Annotated in this window: 11 protein-coding genes and 1 tRNA gene; 8 read left to right on the top strand and 4 right to left on the bottom strand. The window is 51.2% G+C overall.

The genetic code is table 11. The features are described from left to right. Positions 1–71: 71 nt before the first annotated feature. Entirely contained in the window at positions 72–656 is a 585-nt protein-coding gene (sodB, locus tag ACF8PK_RS03465) for a superoxide dismutase [Fe] (protein ID WP_014204651.1), read from the bottom strand. A gap of 329 nt (positions 657–985) precedes the next feature. Between sodB and ACF8PK_RS03470 the strand changes: the two genes are divergently transcribed. Both ACF8PK_RS03470 and ACF8PK_RS03475 read left to right on the top strand, forming a co-directional pair. Next, positions 986–1321 (top strand): Grx4 family monothiol glutaredoxin, encoded by a 336-nt coding sequence (locus tag ACF8PK_RS03470; RefSeq protein WP_004724159.1) that lies wholly within the window; start codon positions 986–988, stop codon positions 1319–1321. A gap of 105 nt (positions 1322–1426) precedes the next feature. Beyond that, positions 1427–3379 carry a DNA topoisomerase III gene (locus tag ACF8PK_RS03475; protein WP_392440068.1) on the top strand — a complete coding sequence of 651 codons (1953 nt, stop codon included), beginning with the start codon at positions 1427–1429 and terminating at the stop codon, positions 3377–3379. A gap of 191 nt (positions 3380–3570) precedes the next feature. Here the strand turns inward: ACF8PK_RS03475 and ACF8PK_RS03480 are convergent, their stop codons facing one another. Further along, on the bottom strand, positions 3571–6765 hold the full coding sequence (locus ACF8PK_RS03480; RefSeq protein ID WP_392440070.1) for an alpha-amylase family glycosyl hydrolase: 3195 nt from the start codon (positions 6763–6765) through the stop codon (positions 3571–3573). 364 nt (positions 6766–7129) lie between these two features. On the opposite strand from ACF8PK_RS03480, the gene ACF8PK_RS03485 reads away from it, so the two are divergent. Both ACF8PK_RS03485 and ACF8PK_RS03490 read left to right on the top strand, forming a co-directional pair. Then, a complete protein-coding gene (locus tag ACF8PK_RS03485; protein WP_392440072.1) occupies positions 7130–8050 on the top strand; it encodes a histone deacetylase in 921 nt (306 codons plus the stop codon). A 3-nt stretch (positions 8051–8053) separates the two neighbouring features. Next, positions 8054–8536, top strand: coding sequence for an NUDIX domain-containing protein (locus ACF8PK_RS03490; protein ID WP_158165525.1), 483 nt, complete (start codon positions 8054–8056; stop codon positions 8534–8536). A 32-nt stretch (positions 8537–8568) separates the two neighbouring features. Here the strand turns inward: ACF8PK_RS03490 and ACF8PK_RS03495 are convergent, their stop codons facing one another. After that, positions 8569–9762: an aromatic amino acid transaminase gene (locus tag ACF8PK_RS03495; protein WP_392440074.1), complete on the bottom strand. Its 1194-nt coding sequence runs from the start codon at positions 9760–9762 to the stop codon at positions 8569–8571. A 365-nt stretch (positions 9763–10127) separates the two neighbouring features. Between ACF8PK_RS03495 and ACF8PK_RS03500 the strand changes: the two genes are divergently transcribed. Both ACF8PK_RS03500 and ACF8PK_RS03505 read left to right on the top strand, forming a co-directional pair. Beyond that, entirely contained in the window at positions 10128–11186 is a 1059-nt protein-coding gene (locus tag ACF8PK_RS03500; RefSeq protein WP_014204658.1) for an HlyD family secretion protein, read from the top strand. Beyond that, positions 11176–12186: a DUF2955 domain-containing protein gene (locus ACF8PK_RS03505; protein WP_392440077.1), complete on the top strand. Its 1011-nt coding sequence runs from the start codon at positions 11176–11178 to the stop codon at positions 12184–12186. The genes ACF8PK_RS03500 and ACF8PK_RS03505 overlap by 11 nt, the downstream gene beginning before the upstream one ends. A 111-nt stretch (positions 12187–12297) precedes the next feature. On the opposite strand, the gene ACF8PK_RS03510 is transcribed toward ACF8PK_RS03505, so the two are convergent. Next, positions 12298–12388, bottom strand: a tRNA-Ser gene (locus ACF8PK_RS03510). A 270-nt stretch (positions 12389–12658) separates the two neighbouring features. Between ACF8PK_RS03510 and ACF8PK_RS03515 the strand changes: the two genes are divergently transcribed. Then, positions 12659–13849: an MFS transporter gene (locus tag ACF8PK_RS03515; RefSeq protein ID WP_392440604.1), complete on the top strand. Its 1191-nt coding sequence runs from the start codon at positions 12659–12661 to the stop codon at positions 13847–13849. Next, entirely contained in the window at positions 13833–14795 is a 963-nt protein-coding gene (gene yidZ, locus ACF8PK_RS03520; protein WP_392440079.1) for an HTH-type transcriptional regulator YidZ, read from the top strand. The genes ACF8PK_RS03515 and yidZ overlap by 17 nt, the downstream gene beginning before the upstream one ends. Positions 14796–14837 lie beyond the last annotated feature (42 nt).

Genomic DNA, 14837 nt, shown 5'->3' on the forward strand with positions numbered 1-14837 from the left:
CCGGAGAAAAATGACAAAAAAGCCTGCAAAAATGCAGGCTTAGTCTCAATTGCTTTTTATCCTATACAGGATTATTTAGCTAGGTTCGCTGCAACGAATTCCCAGTTAACCAGAGCCCAGAAACCGTTCATGTAATCTGGACGTACGTTACGGTAATCGATGTAGTACGCGTGTTCCCACAGGTCAACAGTCAGCAGTGGTGTTACGCCTTCTTCAGTCAGAGGCGTCGCGGCGTTAGAAGTGTTCGTGATAGCCAAAGAGCCATCTGCTTTCTTCACAAGCCAAGTCCAAGATGAACCGAAGTTGTTGATTGCTGAATCAGTGAATTTAGCTTTGAACTCTTCGAAAGAACCGAATGCTGCGTTGATTGCATCCGCTACTGCGCCAGTTGGTTCGCCGCCGCCATTTGGAGACAGACAGTGCCAGTAGAACGTGTGGTTCCAGATTTGCGCTGCGTTGTTGAATACACCGCCAGTTGAAGTCTTGATGATCTCTTCCAGAGTTTTACCTTCAAACTCAGTACCTGGGATCAGACCGTTCAGCTTAACAACGTAAGTGTTGTGGTGCTTACCGTGGTGGTAATCCAGAGTCTCTGCAGAGATGTGTGGTTCCAGTGCGTCTTTAGCGTAAGGAAGAGCTGGTAATTCAAATGCCATTGCTCGATTCTCCATATAGTTGAAAGAGTTACCTCTTTCGATTGCTTCCAGTGTTATTTTATATTCGTCGATACGACTGACTTGCGATCTATTTTAGCAAGTTTTTACTTTATTAAAACCCCAATGTGGAGAAAAATTGTTTCGCAACCCGCAGATAATGAAAGCGAGTGTGACAACGTCAGTGCCGGTTGAAGGCGAGGTTAGGCACATGTGCAAATTTGCCGATCGCGCCAAATGGATGCTATAACCATAAAGATAATGTGCTTTTTATTCTCTATTAATGATTTAGAATGGGCGTCATGAAAATTGAAATCCATTAAGAGGAAGCAATGGAAACCATCGACAAAATCAAACAGCAAATTGAAGAGAACGCGATCCTTCTGTACATGAAAGGTTCACCAAAACTGCCTAGCTGTGGTTTCTCTTCACAAGCAGCACAAGCTCTGATGGCTTGTGGTGAAAAATTTGCCTACGTTGATATCCTGCAAAACCCGGATATCCGTGCTGAACTCCCTGTGTACGCTCAATGGCCAACCTTCCCACAACTTTGGGTAGAAGGCGAACTGATCGGCGGTTGTGACATCATCATCGAGATGTTCCAAAAAGGCGAACTTCAGCCACTCATCAAAGAAGCCGCGGCTCGTTCAGCCAGCAGCGAAGAGTGATTCTGAATCGTCAAAATACTGTATAAAATCACAGTTTTTCTTGATTTCTTAAGGCCACATTCGATAATGTGGCCTTAATTTTTTGGCCGTCAGACACTGAACGCTATGACTCGTCTCTTCATTGCAGAAAAACCCAGCCTTGGCCGCGCGATCGCCGATGCATTACCAAAACCGCACAAGAAAGATCAAGGATTTATCCGCTGCGCCAATGGCGATGTGGTGACATGGTGCATCGGTCATTTGCTTGAGCAGGTGGAACCGGATGCTTACGATGAGCGTTATAAAAAGTGGAACCTGGCCGACTTACCTATTGTGCCTGAGCAGTGGCAATTGCGCGCCCGCAAATCGGCCAGCAAGCAGCTCAGCGTGGTGAAAAAACTGCTCAAAGAGGCCAATCACATCGTTCATGCCGGAGACCCGGATCGCGAAGGACAGCTGCTGGTGGACGAAGTGATCGATTACTGCAAAGTGGCGAAAAGCAAAAAAGAGTCGATGGAGCGGCTGCTAATCAGTGACTTGAACTTGCCAGCGGTGAAGCGTGCATTAACCTCGATGCGCAGCAACCGCGATTTTATTCCGCTCTCTGTGTCTGCGCTGGCGCGCTCACGAGCCGATTGGTTATACGGCATGAACATGTCGCGCGCTTACACCTTGCTCGGCCAAAAAGCGGGTTACCAGGGGGTGCTCTCGGTCGGGCGCGTACAAACACCGGTGCTGGGGTTGGTGGTGCGCCGTGATGAAGAGATCGAAAACTTCGTGCCACGCGATTACTTCACGCTGGATGCGCTGATCCCTTATCAGGACGCCAACGGCGCGTTTGATATTCGCGCGCGCTGGAAACCCAGTGACGCTTGCAAGCCTTGGCAGGATGAAGAAGGCCGCGTGCTCAACCGCAAACTGGTCGAGAACGTAGCCAGTCGCATCGCCAGACAACCCGCCAAAGTGGTGGAGTCGGAGCAGAACCAGATCAAGCAGTCTGCGCCGTTGCCCTATTCATTGTCGGCGTTGCAGATTGATGCGGCGAAGCGTTTTAACATGAGTGCGCAACAAGTGCTCGATACTTGCCAGTCGTTGTATGAAAAACACAAACTGATTACCTATCCGCGCTCCGATTGTCGTTACCTGCCGAAAGAACATTTCGCGCAGGCGCCTTCCGTGACGGCGGCCATCGCCAACAATGCCAACGAACTGGCAGGCGCAGTGGCTAATGCCGATTTGTCGCGTAAATCCAAAGCGTGGAACGATGCTAAAGTCGACGCGCACCATGCCATTATTCCCACGCCGAAGCAGGTCTCGGTCAATGCGCTTTCCAGCTATGAAGTGAAGGTGTATCAGCTGATTGCCCGTCAGTATCTGATGCAGTTTTATCCGCCAGCGGTGTATGCCGAAGCCAAGTTGGTGTTTGATATCGCTGGCGGCACGTTTGTCGCCAAAGGGCGTCAGCTGCTGTCGGCTGGCTGGAAAACCCTGACGGGTCAGAAAGAAGAGCCGGAAGAGGGCGTGGATACTGTACCGCCGCTACCGGTCGGAACGGTGCTGACGTGCCGCGAAGGGGAAATCAAAGATCGCAAAACCGAGCCGCCGCGTCATTTTACTGAGGCAACGTTACTTCAGGCGATGACGGGCATTGCCCGTTTTGTGGCAGACAAAGAGCTGAAAAAAATTCTGCGTGACACCGATGGTTTGGGGACGGAAGCAACTCGTGCGGGCATTCTCGATACGCTGTTCAAGCGTCAGCTCCTCATACGCGAAGGGAAGTTGATTAAAAGCTCGGCGGCCGGACGTGGCCTGATTCATGCGCTACCATCGGACGCAACCTATCCGGATATGACGGCGCACTGGGAGCATCAGTTGCAAGCCATGGCCGAACGTGGTCAGGCCTATCAGCCGTTTATGCAGGCGTTACAACAACGTATTGATCAACTGATGGCGCAGGTCAAAACAGGGCCAGTACCGGAATCACTGCGTGCATTGCCGAAAGTAGAACGTCCTGCGTTTAAGCGTAAACGCCGCACCAGCAGTAACCGAAGTCAGCCGAAAGGAAAAAGTCGCACCTAGTGCTATCAGCGGAAGCAAACGGCAAGGCATGAAGAAAGGCCCATTCAGGGGAGAGTCGAGTGAGCCTTGAGCAAATGATTTGCCGCCCGAGACAGAGTAGTTCATCGACACGTTACGCGATTTCTGGAATGTGTCGATGTCCTCGCCACGCAGAGCGGCCCCCAGCTGAAGCTGGGGGCCGAGTGTGCACATTAACGTAGGAATTGCCCGTCGGTACCGATTTGACCGGGGCCATTCAGGACATAAATTCCCGCACTGTAGCCCTTGACGTTAAATGTGAGGCTACCCGATGAAACCAATATCTGGTTGCCAGTCACCGCATCCGTGTAGGTTCCATTGCGCACGTCGCTTACGGTGATCGTCTGCGCATTTGCATCGGATAAGCCGACCACCGCATAGCTTTCTCCGTTGTTGTAGTCGCGAACGTAACTGATCCCCGATCCCCATTCATTGACCTGGCTGGTCGGGGCTTTTTGTAATGCAGGGATCGCTTTGCGTATCTGATTGAGGCGTTGGATGTGAAGATACAACGGGTGAGATTGCGTGTTGGCTTTGTCATCGAGATGAGGGCCAAAGTAAGCGCGTCCCGTCATGTCTAATGTATCCGTGGCACCTGCGATGTCTTGAGGGAGACCAGCTTGAAACATGATTTCCTCCCCGTAATAGAGCGCTGGTATGCCACGGTTGGTCCACATCAGGTTATAGACCATTGCCGCATTCCCGACGTCGCCACCATAACGATATTTGAAGTCATTATCAGGCCCGACATCGTGATTTTGGAAAAACGTGACCAGCTTGGTTGCGTCGCCATAGACCCAATCCCATCCAAGTACACCGCCAATGCCGCCAAAGCTACCTTTGGTGACGTTATCTCGAAAAGTTGAGAAGATGGAGAAGTCCAAGACTGAGAAGCCTGAATCAACACCAGCGTTGGGGTCGGCAGGGTCTTGGGTTGTGCGTGTATACCACCACGGACGAATGACAGCTGATGCGTTGTCGTTGTCTAGCTCTGAGCCAAAACCAGTCCCTTTCACCAGGTTCTCACCGAAAACAAATAAGCCGGGCTTATAAGCTTTCCAATCGTTGACATACTCGAGTAACTCATCACGTGCAATGTGCTTGACCGTATCAAGGCGAATCGCATCTACGCCCATATCCAAATATTGATGAATCGCGCCGTTGATATAATCTTTCACGTTTTGGTTTTCGGTTGCCAGATCGATGCAATCTCCTGCCATGTGTTTGTTTTGTAGAGAGGTCGGATTTTCCCAGTCGCCACCTGACATAAACCCATCGAGGTGATACCAAGCCGGATCTAATGTTTGCGCATCAATTCCAAAGAAGCGATTTGCATCATAGCCTGCGAGGGGAACGGTCACTCCGGTATTCGGATCGACCAACGGGGTGGTGCCTTCTGGATCGGAATTGTGTCGAGCACGGAACCAGTCTGGCGCAACGCTGTTGTCATTGTCATCTCGATAAGTAGAGCGGTAGTCGCCAAGATGACCAAAATAAGGGTCGTTACTAATTTCCCCTTGGCTTCCACCTGCCGGCACGTAGTATTTGATTGGGAGATGATCAATCCAGACGGCGTCGCGCAGCCCATATTGGCTCGAGTGGTTAATGACGACATCTTGGATCACTTTTAATCCCTGATCATGAGCGGCATTGATAAAGTCCTGATAACTCGCATCCGGTGATTCCAATCGAGGATCGACAGTGTAGAAATCGTAAGCGTGATATCCGTGGTAATCGAGGCCTGAGCGGTTTTCGACGGGGGGCGTTACCCATATTGCGGTGAAACCAAGATCTTTAATATACGCGAGCTGGCTTATCAGCCCCTTGAAGTCTCCTCGCCAATGCGGGTCTCCGGCTTTGATTCTATCTCGGTTGTAGTAGTTGTTACTGCTATCACCATCGTAGAAGCGAGCGGTGAGGACAAAGTAGATGGTCTCTTGTCGAAAGTCATCACTAGCGATTTGTTCGCCAATATAATAGCTAAAACTCTGCACTTGTTGATTGCCACTCGCATCGACCGACAGTGTTTTGATGACCAAATCAATCCCATCTCCGATGTCTGTTGCCTGAATGATTTCACCTTGATAAAGCGGCGAGCCTGTATGGGGCGTGCTGCCATCGGTTGTGAAATACATCAGCGGATTGGCGTCCTGATTATCGCTGACACTGAGCGTGATGGATTGGCTCGATGCGTAGATACCGCCAGACGGACTGGCTGTGACGACTGGCGCTTGTTTATCTTCACTGGCCAGTTGCTGTGCGCTCACTTCTTTGGTTTGGCTGTCGATACAGATTGAGTACAGTGCATCACCATCCACTCGGAAGTCTTCGGTTGGATACGATTCCGTCCAATCGCCGTACCGATCAATTTTGAAGCGAGGGTCGCTATTGGCAAAGCTCTGCTCGGTGCAGTAGACGATCTGATCTTGGCTCACCATTTCCGTGGTCGCCCAGTTGTTGGGTGTACCCCGGAAGAACCATTCGCTGACGGCTGCCGAGCTGACGGTGATTGTGACCGAAGCAACGCTTTGCGCGCCGCTATCATCAGTAACGGTGACACTAATCGTATAAGTCCCTTCTTCAGCAAACGTGCGAGTCAATGTGTCGCTGGTCTCACCGCTGTCCCACAAATAGCTGACGATATCACCATCGGCATCTGAAGAACCTTGTGCACTAAACGTGATGCTGGTGCCAGCAATCACGCTTTGCTCGGTATCCAGTGTAATGAGCGCGTTGGGAAGTTGGTTTTCTGCATTGAGTGCCGTGAGTGAATACGCCAGCGTTTGATCGTTGATTTGTAAACGATATACACCGGTGACGCTGGTATAGATATCGTCACCGTCTAGGTCCAAGACTTGGTCATTCTCGTTGTCACCATAGTTTTGACTCCAATCGCCTAAAATATCGATTTTAAATCGCTGCTCACTACTGCCGTCAAAAGTGATATCAACCTGCCACACGTGATCGTCAATCAGAGTGAGTGGTGTGCTTTGCCACTCATTTGGTGTGCCACGAAAAAAAGCACTGCCCCAATTCATGGCGATATCTGATTCGCAGCTAGAGACGGGCTCAGTGGTGATGCTCGTGCTGTCTACAAAGAAACTAATGATATAACTTTGGTTTTCGGTCACGCCAAAATCTTGCTCAGGATAGCTTTCATTCCAGTCGCCCGTGCGGTCAATCTTAAATCTAGGCCCGCCTCCATCATCGCCAGAAGCAAAACTTTGGCATGTTTGATATTGATTGTCGTTAATGGCCGCCATTTGGGTTGCAACCCATTGATTGGCAGTTCCTCGAAAGTACCACTCGGCCGTGCTGGGCAGCGGCGTCAATGTGAGTCCGGTCAGGACAAATGTGAATAGTCTCATAAATAGCTTTTCCTTTTGCTAATTTGAAAGCTCATGCCTCTCCGAACTATTGGAATGGCATCAACTCAGAAGTTCAGTCTCGGGGACTGAACCATAAAGAGTAAGTAACAAAAGCACAGGAAGTTGAGGCGGTTTTCATAAGTGTGATTGAATAAAAGCTCTGTGTAACAAAGACCTATAGTCTTCATGAAGGTGTGGTGATAAAGATCAAGAACGGTGTAAACGAGCGCGTGCGCTGATTTGTCTGTCGCATGCTTGGCCGTGGCTGCTTCGTCGAAAGGAAACGATTCAGACAATGCGGCGCTGTGATTTTTGGGCTGCAAACTGTTAACATTCGTCTATTCGACATTGAATTGGCACGGCTATGATCCCGCTGATCTACCACTCTATTTATTCGCAATTGCCGCTGCCGCTAGGGCATCGCTATCCGATCAACAAATATCGACTGCTGTACGATGCGCTGATGGAGATGCAGGCGGACGCCGACTGGTTGCGAACGTTTGAGTTTTTCTCGCCCACGGCGCTGACTTGCGATGTGATTAAACAAGTTCACGACAGTGAATATGTGGATGCATTAACGTTTGGCACGTTGCCAGCGGCGAAGATGCGCCGTATCGGTTTTCCGTGGAGTGACGCGCTGATTGAGCGCACATTGACGTCTGCGGGCGGCACGTGTTTAACGGCTCAATTGGCGGTGGAACATGGTGTGGCGATTCACCTCAGCGGCGGCTATCACCATGCGCACCGCGATTTTGGCAGCGGCTTTTGTTTGTATAACGATTTGGTGTTGGCTGCGCATCAGGCCTTGCTGTTGGATGGGATAGATAAAGTCTTGATCGTCGACAGCGATGTACACCATGGCGACGGCACTGCGACGTTATGCGCGGCGCGCGACGACATCATTACGCTGTCGTTTCATTGCGACAAAAACTTTCCGGCGCGTAAGCCCGAATCCGACATCGACATCGCGCTCAGTCGTGACGCGGGCGATGAGGAGTTTCTGAGCCATTTTCAGTCGGTGGTGACGATGGCCGTCAATCTACATCGCCCCGACCTTATTATTTATGATGCAGGCATCGACATTCATCAGGATGACGAACTGGGTTACTTTCATGTGTCCACCGACGCTATTTTTCAGCGCGACTGTTTTATGATGCGTCTTGCCAAGCAGCATCAGTTGCCGATGGCGTGCGTGATTGGTGGTGGCTATCGCAGTGACCATCAAACATTGGTGCCAATTCACATGCAGCTCTTTAAAGCCGCATTTCACGTTCACAAGGAGTAACCCATGGAACATCGCATTCGCGGCGCGGGGCTGTTAATTGAAAACGACGCCATTTTATTGGTGAAAATTCATGATTTTACCGGTGAATATTGGATCCCGCCCGGCGGAGGATTTGAAGCGGGTGACCGTAGCACCAAAGCGTGTGTGCAACGGGAGTTTCTGGAAGAAGCTGGAATTGACGTTGAAGTGGGGGAGCTGATTTGCGTGCGCGAGTTTTTGGAACACAATCCGCAGCGCTATCACGCCGAGTTTTTCTATGTCATCGATAGTTATCGTGGCACGCCGCACATCGACAACCTCAAAGGACTGAATGATGAAGAAGCCATTCAGTCGGTAGCGTGGGTGCCGCTAGATAAGCTGCCAACCATGCGTCTGTACCCGAAAGAGCTACAAGGCCCATTGATTGAACGGGTGCAACAGGGGCGGTTCAGCACGCATCTGGGTAGTTATATTCAAGGGAATGCTGAAGAGGTCAATCATCTCTGATCAGGCGTGCCCGATCAGAGATGTCATCGCGTTTACAGCGCAGCAAATGCGGCGGCGACTTTGTCCACGTTCGCGGCATTTAAGCCCGCCAAACACATACGGCCACTGGCAATCAGGTAAATGCCGTGGGTTTCGCGCAGCGTATCGACTTGCGCGGCACTAAAGCCTGTGTAGCTGAACATGCCTTTTTGTTTGATCAGGAAGCTGAAATCTTGTTCCGGGCGCAGTTGCTTCAGTTTGTCGTGCAGCGCTTCACGCATGGTCAGAATGCGGCTGCGCATGCCATCCACTTCATTTAGCCATTGCGCTTTGAGTGCGTCGCTGCACAGCACGCCAGAGACCACTGTCGCGCCGTATTTCGCTGGGCTGGAGTAGTTGCGGCGCACAGTCGCTTTTAGCTGACCCAAAACGCGTGACGCTTCTTCAGCATTGCCACACACCACAGATAACCCCCCGACACGTTCGCCGTAGAGTGAGAAAATCTTCGAGAACGAGTTGGAGACAAAACTCACCACGCCTTCTTCATGGGCAATCTTACGAATCACATACGCATCGTCGGCCATGCTTTCGCCGTAACCCTGATAAGCCATATCAAAGAACGGGATCAACTGTTGTTGCTTGATGACGTCAATCACTTCGTCCCATTGCGCAGGGGTCAGGTCTACACCCGTTGGGTTATGGCAGCACGGGTGCAGCAGCACGATGTCTTGCGCAGGCAGTTGGCGCAGCGCGGCAATCATGCCCTCGAAATCGAGCATTTTGGTTTGTGGATTGAAGTAAGGGTAAGTGCCGACGTTGAAACCGGCCCCGGCGAAAATTGCGTTGTGGTTCTCCCACGTCGGGTTGCTGACCCATACTTTTGATTGCGGAAAGTAGTGATGGAGAAAATCTGCGCCAATCATCAGGGCGCCCGAGCCGCCTAAAGTCTGAATGGTGGCCACACGCTGGTTTTCCAGTGCCGGATGGTGATTGCCAAATACCAGCGATTGCACGGCAGCGCGATAAGGTGCCAGACCTTCCATGGGTAGATACACGCACGGTTGTTTCTCTGCTTGAGCCAGTTGTTCCTGCGAGGCAGCGACGGAGTCGAGCGTGGGAATCTTGCCGTTTTCATCGTAATACAGGCCGATGCTCAGATTGACTTTGTCTGCGCGGCTGTCTGCCATGAATTTTTCCATCAGCGAGAGGATAGGGTCTCCGGCGTAGGCAGTAACGTGGTTGAGCACTGTATTTTCTCCTTGTTGTGATAGGCCAGGTTGGGCGGTGTGCGGCAGCTTGAGCTTTTTGGGTATCGCACAGTGTTCTCCGTTCCCGTCGGCCGAATGAATGCGGCGACGACTGACAATGACACCAACATGATTGTGGCGTCAACTGGCAATGTGCACGTTGGGCATTTTCTCTGTGGTATCTGCGTAGATGCTTGGGGTGGGGCAGTACGCGTCAGGTATCGGAACGGGTGGCTTATATCCCTCTGAATAATATGAAGTCACAAACAAATACGAAATGAAGAACGCTCTATACTGATGAGATTCACCGCGGTTGCTTGAAACGGCCGACGGCAATGCATTTATGGAATTGAGAGAAGTCACACATGTCGAAAACGGAACAGTCCTCGAGAAAGTTAAGTGTCATCATCATCGTGATTGTGCTCGCGATTTGGATGTACAGCCTGTGGTCAGACAGGGTGACCCCGATCACCAGCATTGCCCGCGTTCATTCGTATTTGGTGCGTGTTGCGCCCGAAGTGTCCGGCAATATCGTTGAGGTCAAAATCAAGAACAACCAAGTGGTGCGAGCGGGCGATGTGATGTTCAGGGTCGATGCCAGAAATTATGAACTCGCGGTGCGTTCCGCTCAGGCGAATTTGGAACTGGCCGGGCAGAATATCGGGGCTAGCACCGCTGCGGTCGAAGTGGCGCAGGCCAAAGTGACCGATGCCTTAGCGGCGAGAAATAATGCCAGAGAGCAGGCTGCTCGCGTGTCCGAACTGGCGACCAAAGGGGTGTTGAGCCAGTCAGAGTTGGATAATGCGGTGGAAGCTCGTTCGCGTGCTCAGGCGGCACTCAATGCGGCTGAAGCCTCATTGCAACAAGCGAAACAGAATTTAGGGCCGAAAGGTAACAACAACCCACAAATTCTGGCCGCGATGGTGAGCTTGGAAAAAGCGCAGCTTGATTTGCAAAAGACCTCGGTTAGTGCTCCGTCGGATGGCATTGTCACCAACGTTCAACTGACCGTGGGCCAGCCTGCGAATGTGGGCACGCCGATGCTAACGTTTATCGATCCTCGGGAAATTTGGATCTCGGCGCTCGTCAGAGAAAACTCGTTGGAACACATTCAGCCGGGTCAGCGGGTGAAAATCGTGCTCGATTCTATGCCCGGACGCGTGCTGAATGGCAAGGTTTACAGCCTTGGCTGGGGGACGGGCGATAGCAATAACGTCGATTCAACCACGGGCTTTATTCGCGCCGATACCACATCGCTCAACGCGCAACGTTATCCGGTCAACATCGTGTTTGATGAAATCCCACATAACATCCGTTATGGCTCACAAGCGACGGTGGCGTTTTACACGGAACAAAGTGGGCTGGGCGAGTTTCTGGCTGGCCTTTGGATGAGCATTGTCAGTGTGTGGACTTATGTTTCGTAGCTGCGTTAATCCCATCGTCAAGATTGTCTTTGCGCCGATCCTGTTGCTGTTTTATTTGAAGGTGACGGGTCACCCTTTGCCCATTCTGGCACCGATGTTTGTGGTGATTCTGCTGACGACGATTCCATCTAAACCTCCGATGAATCTGGTGGTACAACTGATTTTGGTGCTGCTGCTCATTAGCCTTGCGATGGTGTTTTTCGTGCAAATGTTCGCGGGGTCGCCCACGGGGTTTGCGTTGGTTTGTTGGGGCATCTTCACTTGGAGTTATCACCGCAGCCATCACAATCCACAAGACATCATCTCGAACTTGGCGTTAATTGTGCTCATCATCGCGACGGTGGTGAGTAAGCAGATGCATTTCCCGATTGCGGGTTTGCCGCTCATCATCTTTCAGGCGTTTGCGTTGGCGCTTGTTGTCACCTTCGTTATGCACATATTGTTGCCGGGGGATCTGCAGGACATCAAACGGGATGAACCTGCTCAAGGGATTGAAAGTCATCTTCGCGTCGCGATGTTAAAGGCGACCGCAATGTGTTTGGTGTTGGTGGCGTTGATTGGGATTGGCAGTTCGCAGACGATGCTGATCGCGATTACCGTCAGCAGTATGCTCAAATTGCCGTTGATCGATCACCAGAAGGATTATGTCTACCAACGGCTAATCACCACGGCAACCGGGATTTTGTTTACCATCCCGACCATGTTGCTGTGTGGCTTTGGCGCACCCGAGTGGGTGGTGATGGGCGTGTCATTATTCTTGGGTATTCAACTTGCCTGTTATGCCATTCGCCGTGATGCGCATGCTGCGATTTATCAGTTGCTTCTGACTAACTTTGTTGTGCTGACTTATCAAGCCATCAAAAATGTGGGCCTCGATTCGTTCTCGTCCGGCATCATGCGCTTGGCGTCGATTAGCATTGCCATTTTTATCGGCGCGCTCATTTTAAGGCTTATCAGGCCTCGCCAGCACAGCATCAAGGGGAACAACGTGGCATCGTGAAACAACGATTCAAGTTCGGTTCATCAAGGCAGGCCAAGGGATACAAAGGCGCACAATGCGAAGTGCAGAAATGAAAAAAAGCCGCTGATTGCTCAGCGGCTTCTTCGAATGTGGCGGAGAGATAGGGATTTGAACCCTAGGATAGCTATTAACCATCGCCGGTTTTCAAGACCGGTGCTTTCAACCACTCAGCCATCTCTCCGTTGTTGGAGCGCATATTATCGACCTCACGAAATCTTGTAAAGCCCCAATTGAACTGTTTGCTGATTTTATGCGCGTTTAAACGCAAAAAGTTGTTCTGAGTAGAGTTTTTAGGTGTTTTCAGCGCTTGAAGCATGTGTCGTGCAATGTGCTCTGGCTGGTTGAGTGCCAAGCGGGAATGTCGCCAAGGGACATTGCTGTTGTCGCCGTTATCACTCGCCAGCGTTGCGGTGCTGACCTACCATCCTCATCATTCATGGGTGAGGTGTTTATGCTGCGTTATCTGCTTTGTAGTTTCTTGTTGGTTCTGTTGTATCCGACGGCCATCGATTTGTATTTGGTGGGGTTACCCCAAATCTCCAGCGACTTAGGCGCGAGCGAATCGCAGCTTCATGTCGCGTTTTCGCTCTACCTTGCTGGCATGGCTGCAACTATGTTGATTGCAGGGAAACTCGCGGACACGGCAGGGCGAAAGCCAGTGGCGGTGACAGGCGCGCTCATTTTTGTTGTGGCTTCCTTGTTAGGTGGTGCGGCGGAACAAATCACGATGTTCTTGATGGCGAGATTTGTTCAAGGCATCGGCGCTGGCTTTTGCTACGTGGTGGCGTTTGCGATTTTACGGGACACGCTGGATGATGTGCGCCGCGCGAAAGTGCTGTCGATGATCAATGGCGTCACCTGTGTCATACCGGTGATTGCGCCTGTGGTGGGCTACCTGATTATGTTGTTCTTCCCTTGGAATACGCTGTTTGTGGCCATGGCGGGCATGGGCGCGGTGGTTGGCGTGATGTCGTTGGTGGCGTTGAAAGAAACCAAACCTCAAGCGCGAACGGCGACCTCATCCGATTCGCTGGTTTCACTGCATATTGAGGAACGATTATGGCAACGCTTTTTTGTCAGTCGCGTGGTGATGACGTCGTTGATGTGCACCGCCATTTTGACTTACGTGAATGTTTCGCCGATGTTGATCATGACCGAGATGGGCTACGACCGAGGCGGATACTCGCTGGTCATGGCGTTGACGGCGTTAGTCAGCATGGTGACGTCATTTTCAACCCCGATTGCGCTCACCTATTTTCGTGAACGCACCTTATTGATGACATCGCAACTGCTGTTTGCTCTGTCGGCCGTCACGCTTGTGACGGTGACGATTCTGGAGGTGAGTTCGTCGTGGTATTTACTTGGTTTTGGGCTGATTTGTGCGGCTTTCTCTGTTGGCTTTGGCGTGGCCATGAATCAAGCACTCAGCCCATTTTCTTTTCGTGCCGGTATCGCCAGTTCTGTGATTGGCGTGAGCCAGGTGTGTTTGTCGGCCGCGTACATTTGGAGCGCGGGGCTGTTAGGCCTCAGCGCCCAGAATATTCTGATTGTGAGTTTAGGGTTATGTAGTGTGGTGTGCGCTGCGTTACTATTGGCGATCCCCAAACCTGCTCAATGTGCGCCGTATGAAGAAATCCATTAATCGTCTTGACCTGAACCTGTTGATGACGCTCCGACTGATTTTGCAAGAGGGCAGTGTCTCGAAGGCGGCGAAGATCCTCAATGTCACGCCGTCGACGGTCAGCAAATCGCTCAACAAATTACGCGATTGGTTTGATGATCCGCTGTTTGTGAAAACGCAACGTGGTTTGGTGCCAACACCGATGGTGCAAAGTATGGAGCCAGACCTTTTGGAATGGCTGCAAATTGGCCAGCAAATTTTGGATAAACGCAGTGATGAATCGGCCAAGGGCATAAACTTTCATCTGATGGTGGAATCACCGTTACTGCTAACGATGCTCAATAACCTCTTGCCCAAAATCCACAGTCGTTATCCCGATGCTAAAGTGAAAACCAGCAATTGGGACTATGATGCATTGGACGCCATCATCCGTGGTGATGCCGATTTAGGGTTTACGGGCAGGGAGAGTCATCCTCGCTCGAAAGAGTCGCTGGATTTATTGCCTTATTTTATCGATTTCGAGGTGATTTTCTCAGACCTGCCGGTGGTGTACTTGCGTGCGGATCATCCCGCGTTGCAAGGCGCATGGGATCTGGATCAGTTTCTGTCGTTTCCTCACATCAGTACGCTGTGGGAAAAAAGTGAAATGTGGGCGCTGGATGAAGTGTTGTGCGATCTCGGGCGTCAACGGGAGATTGCGCTCACCACATCAAGCTTTGAACAGTCGCTGTTTATGGCTGCGCAACCGAATCATCACCTCATCACCACGGCACCGAACTATTGCCAGCGTTATACCGCGTTGATGCATCCAGATTTGATCTGTTTGCCGATTCCGTTAGCGCGCCATCATCAAGACAAACTCTTGATTCCGTACACAATGATTTGGCATAAACGCAATACCCGCAACGCCAAAGTGATGTGGCTGCGCGAGACGATAAAGTCGTTATATGGCGATACGCAGGCGTGATGGACGCGAAGGGCGTGCCCTATTGCAGATAGGAAGTGACAG

The organism is Vibrio sp. CJQ_6 (assembly GCF_043106745.1).
Taxonomy (GTDB): Bacteria; Pseudomonadota; Gammaproteobacteria; order Enterobacterales; family Vibrionaceae; genus Vibrio; species Vibrio furnissii.